At 58.7% G+C, this 14,906-nt stretch carries 14 protein-coding genes; 7 read left to right on the top strand and 7 right to left on the bottom strand.

Annotated features, from left to right (window positions below; translation table 11 throughout):
• Positions 1-105: 105 nt before the first annotated feature.
• From AC1DOX_RS17285 to AC1DOX_RS17260, 6 genes are all read right to left on the bottom strand, one after another.
• Positions 106-510, bottom strand: coding sequence for a GlcG/HbpS family heme-binding protein (locus tag AC1DOX_RS17285; protein WP_101681787.1), 405 nt, complete (start codon positions 508-510; stop codon positions 106-108).
• Between the two features lie 71 nt (positions 511-581).
• Complete coding sequence (locus tag AC1DOX_RS17280; protein WP_441618083.1) at positions 582-1,475, bottom strand: fumarylacetoacetate hydrolase family protein; 894 nt, start codon at positions 1,473-1,475, stop codon at positions 582-584.
• On the bottom strand, positions 1,476-2,027 hold the full coding sequence (locus tag AC1DOX_RS17275; RefSeq protein WP_180862910.1) for a VOC family protein: 552 nt from the start codon (positions 2,025-2,027) through the stop codon (positions 1,476-1,478).
• A gap of 30 nt (positions 2,028-2,057) precedes the next feature.
• Positions 2,058-3,101: a CDP-6-deoxy-delta-3,4-glucoseen reductase gene (locus AC1DOX_RS17270; RefSeq protein ID WP_101681789.1), complete on the bottom strand. Its 1,044-nt coding sequence runs from the start codon at positions 3,099-3,101 to the stop codon at positions 2,058-2,060.
• Between the two features lie 299 nt (positions 3,102-3,400).
• Positions 3,401-4,318: a LysR family transcriptional regulator gene (locus tag AC1DOX_RS17265; protein ID WP_101681790.1), complete on the bottom strand. Its 918-nt coding sequence runs from the start codon at positions 4,316-4,318 to the stop codon at positions 3,401-3,403.
• Positions 4,319-4,446: 128 nt separating this feature from the next.
• Positions 4,447-5,325 carry a LysR family transcriptional regulator gene (locus AC1DOX_RS17260; RefSeq protein ID WP_101681791.1) on the bottom strand — a complete coding sequence of 293 codons (879 nt, stop codon included), beginning with the start codon at positions 5,323-5,325 and terminating at the stop codon, positions 4,447-4,449.
• A 384-nt stretch (positions 5,326-5,709) separates the two neighbouring features.
• On the opposite strand from AC1DOX_RS17260, the gene AC1DOX_RS17255 reads away from it, so the two are divergent.
• The gene (locus AC1DOX_RS17255) at positions 5,710-6,663 is read left to right on the top strand and encodes an alpha/beta fold hydrolase (RefSeq protein ID WP_441618079.1); all 954 of its coding nucleotides are present in this window, start codon (positions 5,710-5,712) and stop codon (positions 6,661-6,663) included.
• A 195-nt stretch (positions 6,664-6,858) separates the two neighbouring features.
• Here the strand turns inward: AC1DOX_RS17255 and AC1DOX_RS17250 are convergent, their stop codons facing one another.
• Entirely contained in the window at positions 6,859-7,785 is a 927-nt protein-coding gene (locus AC1DOX_RS17250; protein ID WP_441618077.1) for a LysR family transcriptional regulator, read from the bottom strand.
• Positions 7,786-8,007: 222 nt separating this feature from the next.
• On the opposite strand from AC1DOX_RS17250, the gene AC1DOX_RS17245 reads away from it, so the two are divergent.
• From AC1DOX_RS17245 to AC1DOX_RS17220, 6 genes are all read left to right on the top strand, one after another.
• Entirely contained in the window at positions 8,008-8,493 is a 486-nt protein-coding gene (locus AC1DOX_RS17245) for a hypothetical protein (protein ID WP_441618075.1), read from the top strand.
• Positions 8,494-8,538: 45 nt separating this feature from the next.
• Positions 8,539-9,531 carry a tripartite tricarboxylate transporter substrate-binding protein gene (locus tag AC1DOX_RS17240; RefSeq protein ID WP_441618073.1) on the top strand — a complete coding sequence of 331 codons (993 nt, stop codon included), beginning with the start codon at positions 8,539-8,541 and terminating at the stop codon, positions 9,529-9,531.
• Positions 9,532-9,776: 245 nt separating this feature from the next.
• Positions 9,777-10,361, top strand: coding sequence for an isochorismatase family protein (locus tag AC1DOX_RS17235; RefSeq protein WP_441618071.1), 585 nt, complete (start codon positions 9,777-9,779; stop codon positions 10,359-10,361).
• A 113-nt stretch (positions 10,362-10,474) separates the two neighbouring features.
• On the top strand, positions 10,475-11,914 hold the full coding sequence (locus AC1DOX_RS17230; RefSeq protein ID WP_441618069.1) for an efflux transporter outer membrane subunit: 1,440 nt from the start codon (positions 10,475-10,477) through the stop codon (positions 11,912-11,914).
• A gap of 38 nt (positions 11,915-11,952) precedes the next feature.
• Positions 11,953-13,116 carry an HlyD family secretion protein gene (locus tag AC1DOX_RS17225; protein WP_441618067.1) on the top strand — a complete coding sequence of 388 codons (1,164 nt, stop codon included), beginning with the start codon at positions 11,953-11,955 and terminating at the stop codon, positions 13,114-13,116.
• 29 nt (positions 13,117-13,145) lie between these two features.
• Complete coding sequence (locus AC1DOX_RS17220; RefSeq protein ID WP_441618065.1) at positions 13,146-14,681, top strand: MFS transporter; 1,536 nt, start codon at positions 13,146-13,148, stop codon at positions 14,679-14,681.
• Positions 14,682-14,906: the final 225 nt, after the last annotated feature.

The raw sequence follows: 14,906 nt of genomic DNA, 5'->3' as shown, positions 1-14,906 counted from the left end.
GAAGCCATTGCTTTACCCGCGGTCGATCTGCAGGATTTCCACGCCACGTCGTTATCTGCATCGACGCTCGCCACGCGGGCCAACCTAGCTGCCCGCGCGGACGGTCTATGCGAGAGCCGCGATGCCAGCGTGCGCGATTTCGGCATCTTCGTTGGAGCGGACGCCGCTCACACCGATCGCTCCGGCGCAGCTACCGTTGACCATGATCGGAACGCCGCCTTCCAGGAGGCAGTCCAGGCCTGGCGCAGACAAGAATGCATGCCTGCCGGCGTTGACCATGTCTTCATAGAACTTGCTTTCACGCTGGCCCATTGCCGCTGTGCGGGCTTTGGCGGCTGCGATGTAGGCGCTTGCCGGCGAAGCACCGTCGGCCCGCTGCAGCCATTGCAGATGGCCTCCATCGTCGACGATGGCGATCGTCACGACCCACTGCTTTGTGCTGGCATAGGCCTGGGCAGCGTCGGCTACCTTCTTCAGTTCCGCCATGCCGAGACTGATCTTCTGATACATCTTAAGTCCTCTCCAATAATGGGAGCGCCGGCGCTAGGGTACGCCGGCGCAGCCCGCCAATCTCTATGCCTTTATGCAATCGTGAACTCGAACTCACCGATGTTCTCGATCCATTGCTTGACGACATCGCCCGACTTCAGAAAGTCGCTGTTCGGCATGCCAACACCGGCCGGCGTACCCGTCAGGACAACGTCGCCTGGGAGGAGTGTCACGCGCGAGGATAGATGGGAGATCTGGTCGGCAATGTCGAACAGCATCTGATTGGTGTTCGAATCCTGCTTAAGCTTGCCGTTGACCCACAGTTTCATGCTCAGGTTCATCGGGTCGCCGATGAATTGCGCAGGCGTGATTGCAGGACCCATAGGGCAGGAACCGTCGAATGACTTCTGGCCGATCCAGTCATAGCGAAAGGGCGAGGTCTCTGCCACTTCGGGGCGGGAGATATGGTCTCGAGCGGACAGGTCGTTGGCAACGGTATAGCCAGCTACATAATCAAGTGCTTTGTCCCGCGGCACATCCTTTGCGGGTTTTCCGATGACGACCGCCAGTTCTACCTCCCAGTCGAGCATCGTCGACCCGCCGGGCAGCGCCACCTTGGTGCCGGGACCCACCACGCTCGAGCCGGTCGCCTTGAGCGAGTGCCATGGCTTCTCGCCGCTGCCCTTCGGATCGGCGTTGATATTGAGCTTGAGGCGCTCCCTCATTTCCTCTACATGGTCCTTGTAGTTCGCGCCGGCGAAATAGATGTTCCGCGGCGCCGGAAGCGGCGCAACCAGTTCGGCATTCTTCACGTCGTCTCGCTCGGCCAGTTTGGAGCCAAGCGTCGCGAGTTTTGCGGAAGCGTTTGGCCAGTCTGCGAGCACTTCGAGCATGTCGTTGTAGGCGCCGGACTGGTAAATCTTGCCATTGGTCATCGTGCCGGTGCGCACACCCTCGGGCACCTTGAAGGTAACGAGCTGGATCATTTAGTCTGCCTTTCCGAAGATATTGAGTTCAGGGAGCGCGTTGAGGTCGACTTTTTCGTCGTCGGAGAAGCGGTCCCCAAAATCGAAGAAGTCGTCATGCTGGAACCCGTTCGGGTAGTACTGAATCTCCCACCAGTTATGGTCGAGGTCTTCCAGGTAGAACGAGTACACGCTGTGCTGCTCATTCGGTTCCAGCACCTGGCGGATTTTGTATTGGTCCTTGTACTTGAGCGCCGCCTGGTAGGCATCGTCCACACTTTCGCGTGACTTGACGTCCAGCCCCCAGTGGTTAAGCACATTGCAAGGATGGACCGCGTCGCCGACTTCCACGCACACGATGTGGAAGCGCATACCCAGGCGAACCGACATTGACGGTTTGGCGTGGCGGCGGCACTCCAGGCCGAGGAACTCCTCGTAGAACTTACGGGACGCCTTCAGGCTGTAGCACTCCAGAGTGCCATGTCCAAGGCAGAAGGGCTTCACGAGCGAATTGCGCTCTGGGACAGGCGCGGTGAAGTCCGTGGGAATGGCATCTTCGATGTTGATTTCCATCGTGTTGTCTCCTCAGTATTGCCGGTCAGCTCAAGCCGCGGCCCTCTGCCGGTCTGCTTCGTTGATAAAAGAATCGGCGTAGAACTCGTCTTCTGGAAGGCCACATCGCGCCGTAAAGTCGCGGCGGGCGGATTCGACGACGACCGGCGCGCCGCAGGCATACACCTGATAGGCGGACATGTCGGGGAAGTCCTTCATGACCGCCTCGTGCACGAATCCGCTGCGACCAGTCCAGTTGCATTCGGGGGTCGCGTCACTCACGACCGGAATGAACTTGATGTGGTCGTGTTCTGCAACCAATTTTTCGACAAGCGAAGCCATGTAGATGCATGCACGCGTGCGGCCGCCCCAGTAAAGGGTGATGGGACGCGTGTTTCCGCACGCGATGCTGTAGTCGATGATGGACTTGATCGGTGCGTAGCCCGTGCCTGAAGCAAGCATGATCATCGGCTTGTCGCTGCTCGCTCGCCAGTAGAAGGACCCGAGCGGCATTTCCAGCATCATTGTTTCGCGCAGCTTCATCGCGTTGAACACGTGTTCCGTGAAGCGGCCACCGGGAACGAGGCGGACATGCAGGTCGAACTGCCTTACACCTTCGCTGGCGGGGGCGGTTGCGATTGAGTAGCTGCGGCGTGTGCCGTCTTTGAGCACGAAGTCAACGTATTGGCCCGCCTTGAAGACGGTGGGCTCGTTGGGCGGCAGGCCGATGGTGATCAGCATGACGTCTGGCGCTACCCTTTCGAGATGCAGTACGCGGCACGGCAAACGGCGCACCGGGAAGGCTTCCGCGGGGTCCAACTCACGGACTTCGATGCTGCAGTCGCCGATGGCTTTGGCCGAGCACAGCAACGCCTTGCCGGCGCGCTTGTCGTCGTCGCTCAGATAGGTCGGGTGGACATTGCCGAAATCAACCTTGCCTTGCTTGACGGTGCCGCGGCAGGTATTGCAGACACCAGAACGGCAGCTGTAAGGCATGAGGAGGCCGGCAGCCAGGCCGGCCTTCAGGATAGTCTCGCCGTCGTCGCACTGGAACTGGTTGCCACTGGGCAGCAGGGTGATCGTGTGCCTGGTCATTACGAAACCCCCCAAGCCATTGCGAGCGGGGGATTAGGTGATGCCGTAACACGCGCTGACGGCCGCGGGTGAGATATCTTCATTGCGTCTCCTCCTTCTTCGGGAATGTGAAAGGAGGTTAGGGCGCGACCTGCGGTGCGTCCATGCGGTAGCGTCAATATCAACTATTGGCGCAATGAATGTCAGGGGAAGAAGTAGTAAGGGACGAGGAAGAAATCGCCTGAATCAGGCCGCTCGCGTGTGAAATGTGCTCTGCAAGCGTCGGCAGGGCATTGAGCGTGCCAATGTTGCCTGCTGTGTTAGGCAGGAAACATGTTCTTGAACTGCGCGCGCAGCCACTGATTGGCAGGGTCGTGGTGATAGCGTGCGTGCCAGTACTGGAATATCTCGATATCCGGAATATCGAATGGCAGGTCGAAGACCTGGACCGCAGCCGTTTCGCAGAACGCCTGCGCCAGCACAGACGGTACGGTCATGATCAGGTCGGTGCTGGAGATGATCTTCGGGATGCCGAGCGAATTCGCTACGCGCAAGGCGACGCGACGCCGCACGCCGTGTTTCATGAATGCTTCCGCAAGGAGCGCTTCCAGCGCGGCGTGGTTGCCGAGGGCAGGCACGTAGGAGATGTGCGAGGCGTTCAGGTAGGCGGGCAGGGTCAGGGTCCCGTCAATATCGGGATGCTCCTTACGCGCAACGGCGACGTAATGACCTGTCGTCACGCGCTGGCGGAAAAAATTCGGCCCGAAATCTGAAAAATAGCCGATGACAAGGTCCACGTCGCCATTGGGCATCGCCGCCTGCGCCTGCTGCGATGTCATTTCGATAGCCTCGAGGTCTACCCCGGGCGCGATTTCGGCGAAGCGGGTGACGAGCTTTGGTAAAAAGACGCGTTGTCCCATTTCGTTCATGCAGATGGAAAAACGCCGACATGAGGCCATCGGGTCGAAGTGGCGCTTGTCCTCGATCGCCCGGCGGAGTTGTCCCAGCGCCTCCTGGACTTGTTCCGCCATTTGCAAGGCCAGCGGCGTCGGCCTCATGGCACCGTCAGACCGCACGAACAGCGGGTCGCCAAAAAATTTCCGCAGGCGGGCGAGCGCGTTACTCGTGGAGGGCTGGGTCAGCCCCATCTCCTCTGCGGTCCTGGACACGCTGCCGACGCGCAGCATCGCATCAAAAACCAGCAGGAGATTCAGGTCCAGTGAGTAGAGCTTGTTCATCGTCGCGTGGGGATAGGCGAATTGATTGTATCAATAGTAGGGCGCCGCCAGCAGAACAGGACGAGCCACGGAAGCGTCGCTCAAAACTCCAGAATCGTGGGGGCCCACTGCGCCTCCCGGGAGACCTATCAGTGCTCCAAGCGCTCCCGCAGGAACTCGATAAAGCGCTGCGTCTTCGCCGGCAACAGGCGCGTCTCGGTGATGGCATAGACGGGGATGGGCGTGGCCTGCCACTGTGGCAGCACTCGACGCAGTAGCCCATTGGCCACATCGTCACCTATGATTGTTTCCGCCAATACGGCGATGCCCAGGTCGAGCGTCGCCAGGCGGCGGATCATGCCGACACTGTTGAGCAAAAACCGGCCGCCGACTGCGACATCAACCGTTTTCGTCGCGTCATTCAGAGTCCATGTGTTGGCCTCCGTCGTGCGGAGCCGCAGACACTCATGCCGTACGAGGTCGGCCGGCTGGCTTGGTTCGCCGAAGCGTTCGATATATTGCGGCGAAGCGTAAAGATAGCGGGGCAGGCTGGCAAGGCGGCGCGCGATCAGGTTCGAACTTGGTGGTTCTCCCATGCGGATCGCGACATCGAACGGCTCGGTGACCAGATCGACGCGCCGTGGCGTGAGGTCGAATTCGAAGCTGATGCCGGGATAGAGGTTCGCGAATTCCGCGATCAGCGGCGCCAGGAAGATATTGGCGAGATCCACCGGTAGCGAGGCGTGCAGCACGCCGCTGGGCTGAGCCAGCAACTCGCCGAGTTGCTCGTGCGCAAGCCGTGCCTCGTCGACGATACGATTGCAGCGATCGAAATAGAGCTGGCCGGCCTCGGTTAGCTCAATCTTGCGCGTGGTGCGATGCAGCAGGCGCAGCCCGATCGCCTTCTCCAGGGAGCTGATGCGGCGCGACAGCGTCGAGTTCGGCATGCCGATTGCCTCCGCCGCTCGGCGAAAGCTCCGGGCCTTGACGACTTCCACGAACAAGGCCATGTCGTTCAACAGTTCCATCTTGATTGCTCCATGGGCGGATCAATCAATTCAATTTTGCCATATTTATCCCGAGAGCGGTTTGCAGGATGATCTCTACATCAACCAACACTTCGGAGCTCAGTACAAGGACAGCAAAGCAGAACCAGCCTACTTATCCCGTTCGCATCGGCCACCAATCCCTGCCCAACCGCCCGGACATAGCCCCGACCGTTTTGCCTTCGAAAGTCCGCAGTCGCACGGACGTGATCACCAACGGTAGAAGTTGAACGTGCTATGCCGGTCGCATGCGAGCTGATCGATTTGCTATCGCGACCCGCTGGCAGACTTAGTTTGGCCGTGAGCAAGCGTACGGCGTCTTCCGCAGCAAGAGAAAACTTTATGAATAGCCCGTCGATTCAAAGCATGAAACGCGCAACTGGGTACGGCTCAGTACACGATGTTCCCCAACTGGCAGCTGGCTTTACGGATGTCTTCGAAAGCTATCTGGTGCCGGCTGGCGGTCTTACCCTGCATGCCGTCGTCGGCGGCCGGGGCGCGCCGCTGCTATTGCTCGGCGGGTGGCCGCAGAACTGGTTCGCATGGCGGTACTTGATGCTCCCGCTGGCGCGATCCTTTACGGTTATTGCCGTCGATCCCCGAGGCGTGGGACTCTCGGACAAGCCGGCTACCGGTTACGACTCCAAGACGCTCGCCGCCGATATGTTCGCGCTGATGGATGCGCTAGGTTTTGAGCGTTTTGCTATGGTCGGCCACGACATCGGAATGTGGACTGGCTTCGCGATGGCGTACGACCAACGTGGTCGGATCGACCGTATCGCGCTCGGTGAAGCGCTTGTTCCCGGCGTGTCGGACTCGCCACCACTTCTCTCCGACGAACGTTGGTTGAGCGATTTCCTTTGGCACTTCAACTTCAACCGTGCGCGCGAGGTCAATGAGCGCCTTGTCGAGGGACGCGAGTCGATCTATTTCGGCCACCAGTTTGCGACGAAGGCCGGCTCTCCCGACGCTGTTCCGGCCTATGCGAGAGAGTTCTACATCGAGCAACTCAGGCGCGATCCAAACGCGCTGCGCGCGAGCTTCGACTATTACCGGGCGATAGACGAATCGATCCCTCAGAATCGCGAACGCGCGCGCAGTGCGAAGCTAACGCTGCCAGTGCTGGCGTTTGCCGGCGAACTGGCCTGTGGTGGCAGCGTGGAAGCGGAACTGAGGACGGTGGCGAATAACGTGCAGTCGGTGATCATCGCGGGCAGTGGCCATTATCCGGCGGAAGAGAAACCGGCGGCCACGCTTGAGGCGCTCCAAGCGTTCCTAGCGCCTTACGCGGATGCGACCAAGGATGCGAAGATCATCTGAGGTTCCAGTCGAGGAGTCTCTTTGCAGCACCCTCAGCCCGGTCAACGAACGCCCCTGCGAACAGTCCAAACTGGTCAACAAAAGGGGCAGTGCTTTTTTGTCGCCACAAGTTGGTATCCGGGCGTCGGCTTAAGCGGCGCGTCCCCCCCTAGGGGTGACGGCCGCCCGCAATCAGAGCACGACGACGCGGATGCTCTATCTAAGGGGCGGCGCCGCTGGACCTTCCGGCCACCCCTTGATCGCTTCGATGACAAGGCTGCGAAACCAGATGTTTGCGGGATCTTTGTGAAAGCGTTGATGCCAGTAAAGCGCAATCTCGAACGGCTCCAGTGCCAACGGCAGGGGGCGAAGAACCAGAGGGTAGAAACGAGCCAGCACATTGGCCAGGGATTGTGGTGCTGTCCAGATCAGATTGGAGGTAAGAAGGGCGTGAGGAGCTGCCAGGTACTGCGGCATTCGCAGCTTGATACGCGATTTTGCTCCTGCCTCGAGCAGCGCGCGCTCAAGAAGAATATGCCCACTGCCCGAGTAGGTGATCAAAAGATGGTCCTGCGCCAGGAACGCTTCGAGGGTAAGGTCGGGGCTCGTCGCAAGCGGATGGCCGGCCCGCATAACGCAAACATATTCCTGCTGGAAGAGGGGGCACTTATAGATATTGCGTTCGAGAGCAGGCAGATAGCCTACCGCAACGTCCATGCGGCCGGTCGCAAGAGCGGACAGAGTTTCGTCGATCGGCGCGTAGATGGTCTGGATGCTGCTCTGCGGTGCGGCACGCAGTAGTTCCTGCTGAATGCGTGGCAGCAACAGGACTTCACCTATATCCCGCGTGCGAATCGTGAATTGACGCCTGGCATGCGTAGGGTCAAAGGCCATCAAGGTGCCGGTAGTCTTGCGGATTGTCGATAGAGAGTCGAGCAGCGCTCCTGCGATCGCCGTGGCCAGAGGCGTCGGCTCCATCCGCCGGCCGACAAGCATGAACAGCCGGTCCCCATATTCCGCCCGAAGCCGCTTCAGGGCGCTGCTGACCGCCGCCTGGGTGAGGCCCAGATTCTCTGCGGCCGTTGTGACCGATCGATCTCTCCAAAGTGCCTCAAACACATAAAGCAGATTTAAGTCTTTCAAGAATTTCTCCTTGAGCGGTCGACCGCAGAAGTCGCTCCGCTCTGATCCTCCTGCCGCAACTGCCACGAATGTGCCGAGTTTCCGTGCGCGGTGACAGCAGATTGCGTGTGCTGGACGCCAGAGAAGCATAAACCAGGTTTATACAATGGTTTCACCGGGGCCGTCTGGCTTTAGAAGGCTGCGGCGACAAGAATGCGGCAACAACAGACAGTAAGCCGCAGAATGAAATACCAACTCTTCAATGTCTCGGGCCCCGATGGCAAACCTCATGTCGGGGTGCATGTTGGTGGCAAGCATGTCCCCTTCGGCGACGGCGCCATCGACGATCTGCTGAAGGGGTGGGACAAATCCCAGGCGCACCTCGCACGCTTCGTGGCGGAACAGGCTGGCGGTGCCTCGTCGATGAATCCGAACACCATCACCTTTCTGTCTCCGCTGTACCAGCGCGGCGTGGTCTACGGCGCCGGTGCCAACTACCGGGACCATGTCGTGGCAATGGAAAAAGCTTTTGGCATGGCGTTGACGGCAGACCCGAGGGGGAAGGGATTCCACCGTGCCATCACTTTCTCAAGGCATGGCGGGGCATCCTCGCGGCGCATCGGCAAACCGTGTCATACCCCGGGCATCCGCAACTCACTGCCGAAGCGCGGTGACAGCGTCCGCGTGTGGACCGATGGAATTGGGGAACTGGAGACGACACTGCGTTAGCACGGCGCTCCAGATCGCTTACTTCAACCATCGGAAGTCGTCCAAATGCCAGTCATGCTGCCGCGCCGCCGCTTTCTTCAGAACGTAACGACACTCCTCGCCACGGGGGGGGCGATGCCGGCCATGGGCCAGTCCTCCAACAGACCGGTACGCGTGCTGGTGGGTTATCCGCCTGGTGGTGCCACCGATGTCATTGCGCGGTTGATTGCGCAAAATATGGGGGGAAGCGCTATTGGAACGGCGGTCGTGGAGAACCGGCCCGGGGCAAGTGGCCGCATCGCATTGGACGCTGCACGCCGCGCTGAGAAGGATGGCTCGACGATCATCGTGACGCCGGACTTCCCACTGACCATCTTCCCATCCCTCTATCGGAAACTCGCCTACGATGCGACTTCCGACTTCACTCCTGTCTCGATGGTGGGAACCTCGGAGTTTGCGTTATGTGTGGGCCCCGAAATGCTCGCGCAGATCGCCGACGTAGGACAGTTTGTCCGATGGTGTCGTGCGAACCCACGCAATGCGCTCTACGGCTCGCCGGCACCGGGCTCCAGTGCCCACTTCGTTGGGACAATGCTGGCGCGGGCGGCCGAAACGGAGTTGACGCATGTGTCGTACAAAGGGGGCGCCCAAGCGATCCAGGATCTGTTGGGAGGGCAGGTGCCCGCAAGCATCAATCCAATCGGTGAGATCCTTCCTCACTTGTCTGGCGGTCGGCTCCGTGTGCTCGCCACAACGGGGTCTGCACGTTCTCCCTTTCTTCCGGCCGTGCCGACATTCCGCGAGTCCGGCTATCCGAACGTTGTGGCGCAAAGCTGGATCGGGGTATTTGCACCGGCTGGAACGCCTCGGGCTACCGTTTCGGAGCTGGACACCGTCATCGCGAAAGTGCTTCAGATCAGCACGGTTGCCTCGGGATTTGTGAGCATTGGGGTGAGCACGGCACACGCATCCAGCGATCGCCTTGCTTCTCTCCTGAAATCTGACCTGCGGCGATGGGCTAGCGTGGTCCAGGCGTCCGGATTCAGCCTCGAGGAGTGATCCGATTTCCAGGCAAAGACGGTCGTCGCCCGCCTGGATAGTTGTAGCCGGATAGAGCTTGACCAGATCACTAAGGCATCAAGCCCCAACACCGTCGTGCATTCGTGCGCATCCACTTTCTACGATCCAGCTCTGCCACGGTGTACCCAAACGCTGGCGAATCAGCGACAACCCTCGCGACCGACATTGTAAACAGTCCCAACCCTGGGGCGTTGTGCCCCAACCTTACAGCCAGGAGAGTCATCATGACATACGAAAAATTCAGTGCCGACAATGCCGCGCTGCTGTTGATTGATCACCAAGTGGGGACTATGGGATGGGTGAAATCTATTCCGTTCGAAGAGATGAAACGGAATGCTCTGATGCTCGCAAAGGCGGCAAGCATTCTGAGGCTCCCAGTGGTATTGACTTCCAGCATGGAGGAGTACGCTCAAGGGCCGCTGCTGAGTGAACTGGAGCAGATCCTTCCTGCCGAGTTCGCTTCCCGCGTCAAGCGCCTGGGTATCGTCAATGCCATGGACGATGAAAATTTCGCAACCGCCGTCAAAGCTACGGGCCGTAAAAAACTCATCATCGCTGGCGTCACCAATGACGTCTGCACGGTCTATCCGGCTCTGAGTCTGGTGCGCGATGGGTATGAAGTTCAGGTAGTTGCAGATGGTGGTGGTTCACCGAGTGTCATGGCCGATGACATCGCTCTGCGGCGGATGGATAAAGGCGGCGTAACTCTGACCACCACCAACCAGTTGATTGCAGAACTCGCCGGAAGCTGGGCTACGCCAGAGGGCGGCCAATTGGTGCAAGTCCTGATGACAGCGCTTCAAGGATAAAAGCGTTCTTGGACGACTGGCAGAACCTCGATGTGAGGTTTTGCCAACCTGAAATCTGATGGCGCGTGGCCGTGAGTGTGCATCCCAGACCAGTTCCATATCCAGCCTCGACAATGCAGCGGGGGCTCAGGGCGATCCTCGCATCAGCCGCGACGGTGACGCTGGCTTCGTGTGTGAGTTCCGGAGATCTGAAAACGAGTTCAACGTTGGATACGGCGGCTAGGTTGACTACTAGTCGGGCGTTGGAGGGCACTTCAATCTCCCCCGCATCGTGGCCGAGTGAGGCGTGGTGGAGGACGTTTGGCGACCCCCAGCTAGACGGGCTCGAGTGGAGGGCCTTGAGCGGTCAACCAAATCTACGCCTGGCAGCGGCCCGGGTCCGCCAAGCGGAAGCCCTTGTTGGAGTCGCCGGTGCCAATCGCTTTCCGCAAATCGGGGCGAGCTTGAAGAGCACCCGACAGCGATACAGTGCAAATAGCACGGTGCCGAAGCCCCTGGCCGGCACCTGGGACGTCTTTAGCGATCTGAGCCTGGGTGTGAGCTACGAAATAGACTTCTGGGGGAAGAACCACGCGACATTTGAAGCCGCCCTGAATCGAGCGCAGGGAATCGAAGTTGACTACCATGCAGCACGGCTATTGCTCACAACATCGATCGCGCGCACCTATCTCAGGCTTGCGCACGGTTATGAGCAAAGAGACCTTGCCGAAGCTACATTGAAAGATCGCGAGAGAATCCTGCAGCTAACCCAGCAGAGAGTTGCCGCACAAATCGACTCTAGTTTGGAATTAAAGCAGGCAGAAGCCGCTCTGCCCGCCACACGAAGTGCCATCGCGAGCTTCAATGAACTCATCGCACTGACGGAAGCACAACTTGCTCAGCTCGTGGGCGAAGGTCCCGACTGGGGCATGGCCATCTCCCGTCCACGACTAGATCTGTCTACGCCGTTTTCACTGCCCAGCAATATTCCCGCGGAACTCGTTGGTCGACGCCCTGATTTGGTAGCGCAGCGGTGGCGCGTCGAAGCGGCTAGCAACGAGATCAAGGTGGCAAAGGCGCAGTTCTATCCGAACGTTAGTCTGACAGCGTTCATGGGTTTCCAGAGTCTTGGGTTGCCTGACCTCCTCACCGCAGGCAGCCGGGTCATAGGAGTGGGGCCTGCGATCTCACTTCCTATCTTCGACGGAGGCCGCCTCCGGGGAAACTTGGCGGCACACCAGGCGGAGTATGACATGGCGGTCGAACAGTACAACGGACATCTTATTGCCGCGGTACACGACGTAATCAATCAGCTAACGTCCATGAAATGGCTCAAGGAACAAATCGACGAGCAACACCAAGCCCTTATCCTGGCGCAAGAAGCCTTTCAGCTCTCAACGAATCGATACAAGAGCGGTGTTGGTAACTATCTCCAGGTTCTTTCTGCGGAGAGCCTGGTACTTACACAAAAGCGGCTTCTGATCGAACAAGAGGCGCGTGGACGCGAACTAAAAGTCGACTTGATTCGCGCGCTTGGCGGCGGCTACATCCCTGAAGAAGGTACGGACCAATAACGCCGATCGAGCATGGCAATGCTGGGGACGAGGCAAACATGACACACCAGGAAAAAGAACCTGAAACACCAACGGCTAAAGATTCCCAACCGCGCAAGCTGAATATTGAGATTCCGGTCGGTGTCGCAATCGTTTTGGTCATCGTGGCAGTCTTCTGGTATGGCGCCGCACGCAACCAGGAGACAACTGAAGATGCTTACGTTGAGGGGAACATCGTACAGGTGACGCCACAGATTTCCGGTGTAGTCACCGCGATTGGCGCAGACAACACTGACTACATAGCGGAGGGCCAGGTACTGGTGCACCTAAATGATGTTGACGCACAGCTCTCGCTGGCCCGCGCTCAGGCTGCTCTCGCGAGAGCGGTCAGGCAGGTCCGCGGTCAGTTTGCCGCTGCAAGCCAGACCAAGGCTAATCGTGACCTGAAGGCGGCGGATCTGAACAAGGCGCGAGCGGATGTCATGCGGCGCAAGGCTCTGGTAGCCAGCGGAGCAATTTCGGGAGAAGAGCTGCATCACGCCGAAGACGCGCTCGTCGTCGCGAAGGCAGCTTTTGAAGCTGCCGAGCAGCAGTTGGTCGGAAGTCGCGCTCAAATCGACGGGACGAAGATTTCGTCACATCCTGATGTAATGAGTGCTGCAACGCAACTGCGGGACGCATATGTCGCGCTACAACGCACTGCTATCCGCGCGCCGGTGAGCGGTATTGTGACCAGGCGTGGCATCCAGGTCGGGCAGCGCGTTAATGCCGGCACAGCACTGATGTCAGTCGTGCCATTGGACCATCTTTGGGTGAACGCCAATTTCAAGGAATCTCAGCTCAGGCATATCCGCATCGGTCAACCCGTCGTCCTGATTACGGATGTGTACGGTAGGGAGATAGAGTACCAAGGGGTCGTAGTCGGCCAGGATGCCGGCACAGGTAGTGCGTTCGCCTTGCTCCCCGCCCAAAATGCGACCGGCAACTGGATCAAGGTCGTCCAGCGAGTGCCGGTGAGAATAGCGCTGGATTCATCGCAGATCGCCGCCCATCCTCTGCGTGTGGGCTTGTCCATGAAGGTGATCGTCAATACCACGAAGCGGGATGGTAAGGCGGTTGCGGAGAAAGGACATAGTCCACAATCCTACAAGACAGATATTTTTGCCAGCGAACTGGCGAACGCCGATGAAATGGTCGACAGGCTTATACAAGCGAATCTCTAGGCGCCGCGTCGTCGAGATCCGGAGTCATCGTGATCCAGCCATCGAGAAAGCACCAGCTTCTCCTCCTAACCATATTCCTGCTGAACGGCATCGAATTCCTCCAGACCGGCATGATTGCGTTTGCATCTGGCCCGATCATGGGCGAGATCGGGGCTGGGCCAGAGGAATTCAGCTTGGTGAGCGCAGCCTACGCAAGCGTCGCCGTCTTGGCTATATCCCAGCAGCACTGGTTTGTTGAGCGCCTAGGATGGCGTCGGTTTCTGCAGTACTCGCTGAGCATCTTCATGATCGGTGCGGTCATTTGCGGATCAAGTCAAGCTTATGGTGAATTCCTTCTTGGTCGTCTAGTGATGGCGTTAGGTGGGGCGTCGTTCATGACCTCGGCGCGCATCATGGTCAATCATATTCATCCGGGGCCACAAAGATTCAACGGGATCAAAGCATTCGCTGTAGCGCTCGCCGCTGGTACCGCGGCCGCACCGTGGTTGGCATCGGTTTCGGTGGCGAACGACAACTGGAGTTCGATATTCTGGATCGTGATCGGCGCCTCCGCGGTAGTGTTTGTACTGGTAACAGCGGTTTTTGACGGTGAGTCGCCGTCGCCAAGTGCAAGTGATAAGTCCCAGTCGCATCCCGTGTTACTAATGTTGCTGGCAAGCGGCGCATTTCTTCTGCTTTATTCGCTCCAACGGACTTACTACGATTTCTACAGCGATGGCATCCCCCTTGTTTTGACCGCTTCAGTTGCAATAGTTGCTCTCATTTACTATGTCAGCGCTGAGCATCGACGCGAGAACCCTTTGATTAGAGTTAGGGCGCTACTCAATCCACGCTATGTCGGAGGCGTTCTGCTTTTCTCCTGCTGCTACGTCATTCTTGGTGCGGATAACTATGTGCTTCCCGCTCTCTTGCAGCGGACGCTCGGGTATCCATGGCAAACGGTTGGGCGGTTTCAGGCAATGGGATTGGCATCGGCGCTCGTCAGTTGGTTCGTCCTGGCGCGACTCTTGCCAAAGTATCCGAGTCCTCGAAAATTCTTTGTGATGGGTTTCGTGGCGCTGGCCGCATTCGGCTGGCTTCTGTCCGGGCTCACGCCTACAGCCAACCTGTGGCTGGATATCCTGCCGGCATTGCTTCTGAACGGCGTGTTCATGATGTTTGTCATGGCCAACGCAGCAATCCAGACATTCAGGGATGTCCAGTACGACGAAGCGGTGTTTTCCCATGCACAGCAAGCTAAAAATATGCTGGCGCAGGTCGGTTTGGCGCTGGGAATTAGTTTGGCGACAATCGGACAGCAATGGCGGTCGACAGTGCACTATGACGCGCTGGCCAAAAATATCCATCCCGGAAACCCCATTTATCTCCATGCTGTCGACCACCTGGCAAGCCAGGTGTCGACCGTACTCGGGCAAGCGGACGCAGGCAGGGTCGCCGTTGCGCTGGTCGCGCAGTCCTTGGCTCAACAGGCAAACCTTCTCGCAAACCTTGACCACTTTTCTGTGATTGCTGTCATTGGTGGACTCGGTGTCGTGGTCAGCCTAAGTCAGCGGCTGCTCAAGTAACCTATCGGGCTTGCGAGCGGCGAGGCGCCGTCAGAACTTATGTCGAAGATTGAGTGTGACTCCAGTCTGGTTCTGTCTGAACCGCCCCGGGTACCGTGGAGGCTGGTTGGTTTAAGTTAATAGCGTTTCAGCGGCAGGCATTTGAAGCTGCTGATAGTAGTTTGCCTCAGCTTCGGCGGGCGGGATATAGCCAAGGGGTTCCATCAGCCGGTGGTGATTGAACCA

Source organism: Cupriavidus sp. 01L415 (assembly GCF_056400065.1).
This window is presented reverse-complemented; position numbering and strand designations above follow the sequence as displayed.

Excerpts from the sequence above, each read along its gene's own strand:
- AC1DOX_RS17285 (WP_101681787.1), bottom strand. The coding sequence starts at position 510 with ATGTATCAGAAGATCAGTCTCGGCATGGCGGAACTGAAGAAGGTAGCC.
- AC1DOX_RS17280 (WP_441618083.1), bottom strand. The coding sequence starts at position 1,475 with ATGATCCAGCTCGTTACCTTCAAGGTGCCCGAGGGTGTGCGCACCGGC.
- AC1DOX_RS17275 (WP_180862910.1), bottom strand. The coding sequence starts at position 2,027 with ATGGAAATCAACATCGAAGATGCCATTCCCACGGACTTCACCGCGCCT.
- AC1DOX_RS17270 (WP_101681789.1), bottom strand. The coding sequence starts at position 3,101 with ATGACCAGGCACACGATCACCCTGCTGCCCAGTGGCAACCAGTTCCAG.
- AC1DOX_RS17265 (WP_101681790.1), bottom strand. The coding sequence starts at position 4,318 with ATGAACAAGCTCTACTCACTGGACCTGAATCTCCTGCTGGTTTTTGAT.
- AC1DOX_RS17260 (WP_101681791.1), bottom strand. The coding sequence starts at position 5,325 with ATGGAACTGTTGAACGACATGGCCTTGTTCGTGGAAGTCGTCAAGGCC.
- AC1DOX_RS17255 (WP_441618079.1), top strand. The coding sequence starts at position 5,710 with ATGAAACGCGCAACTGGGTACGGCTCAGTACACGATGTTCCCCAACTG.
- AC1DOX_RS17245 (WP_441618075.1), top strand. The coding sequence starts at position 8,008 with ATGAAATACCAACTCTTCAATGTCTCGGGCCCCGATGGCAAACCTCAT.
- AC1DOX_RS17240 (WP_441618073.1), top strand. The coding sequence starts at position 8,539 with ATGCCAGTCATGCTGCCGCGCCGCCGCTTTCTTCAGAACGTAACGACA.
- AC1DOX_RS17235 (WP_441618071.1), top strand. The coding sequence starts at position 9,777 with ATGACATACGAAAAATTCAGTGCCGACAATGCCGCGCTGCTGTTGATT.
- AC1DOX_RS17230 (WP_441618069.1), top strand. The coding sequence starts at position 10,475 with ATGCAGCGGGGGCTCAGGGCGATCCTCGCATCAGCCGCGACGGTGACG.
- AC1DOX_RS17225 (WP_441618067.1), top strand. The coding sequence starts at position 11,953 with ATGACACACCAGGAAAAAGAACCTGAAACACCAACGGCTAAAGATTCC.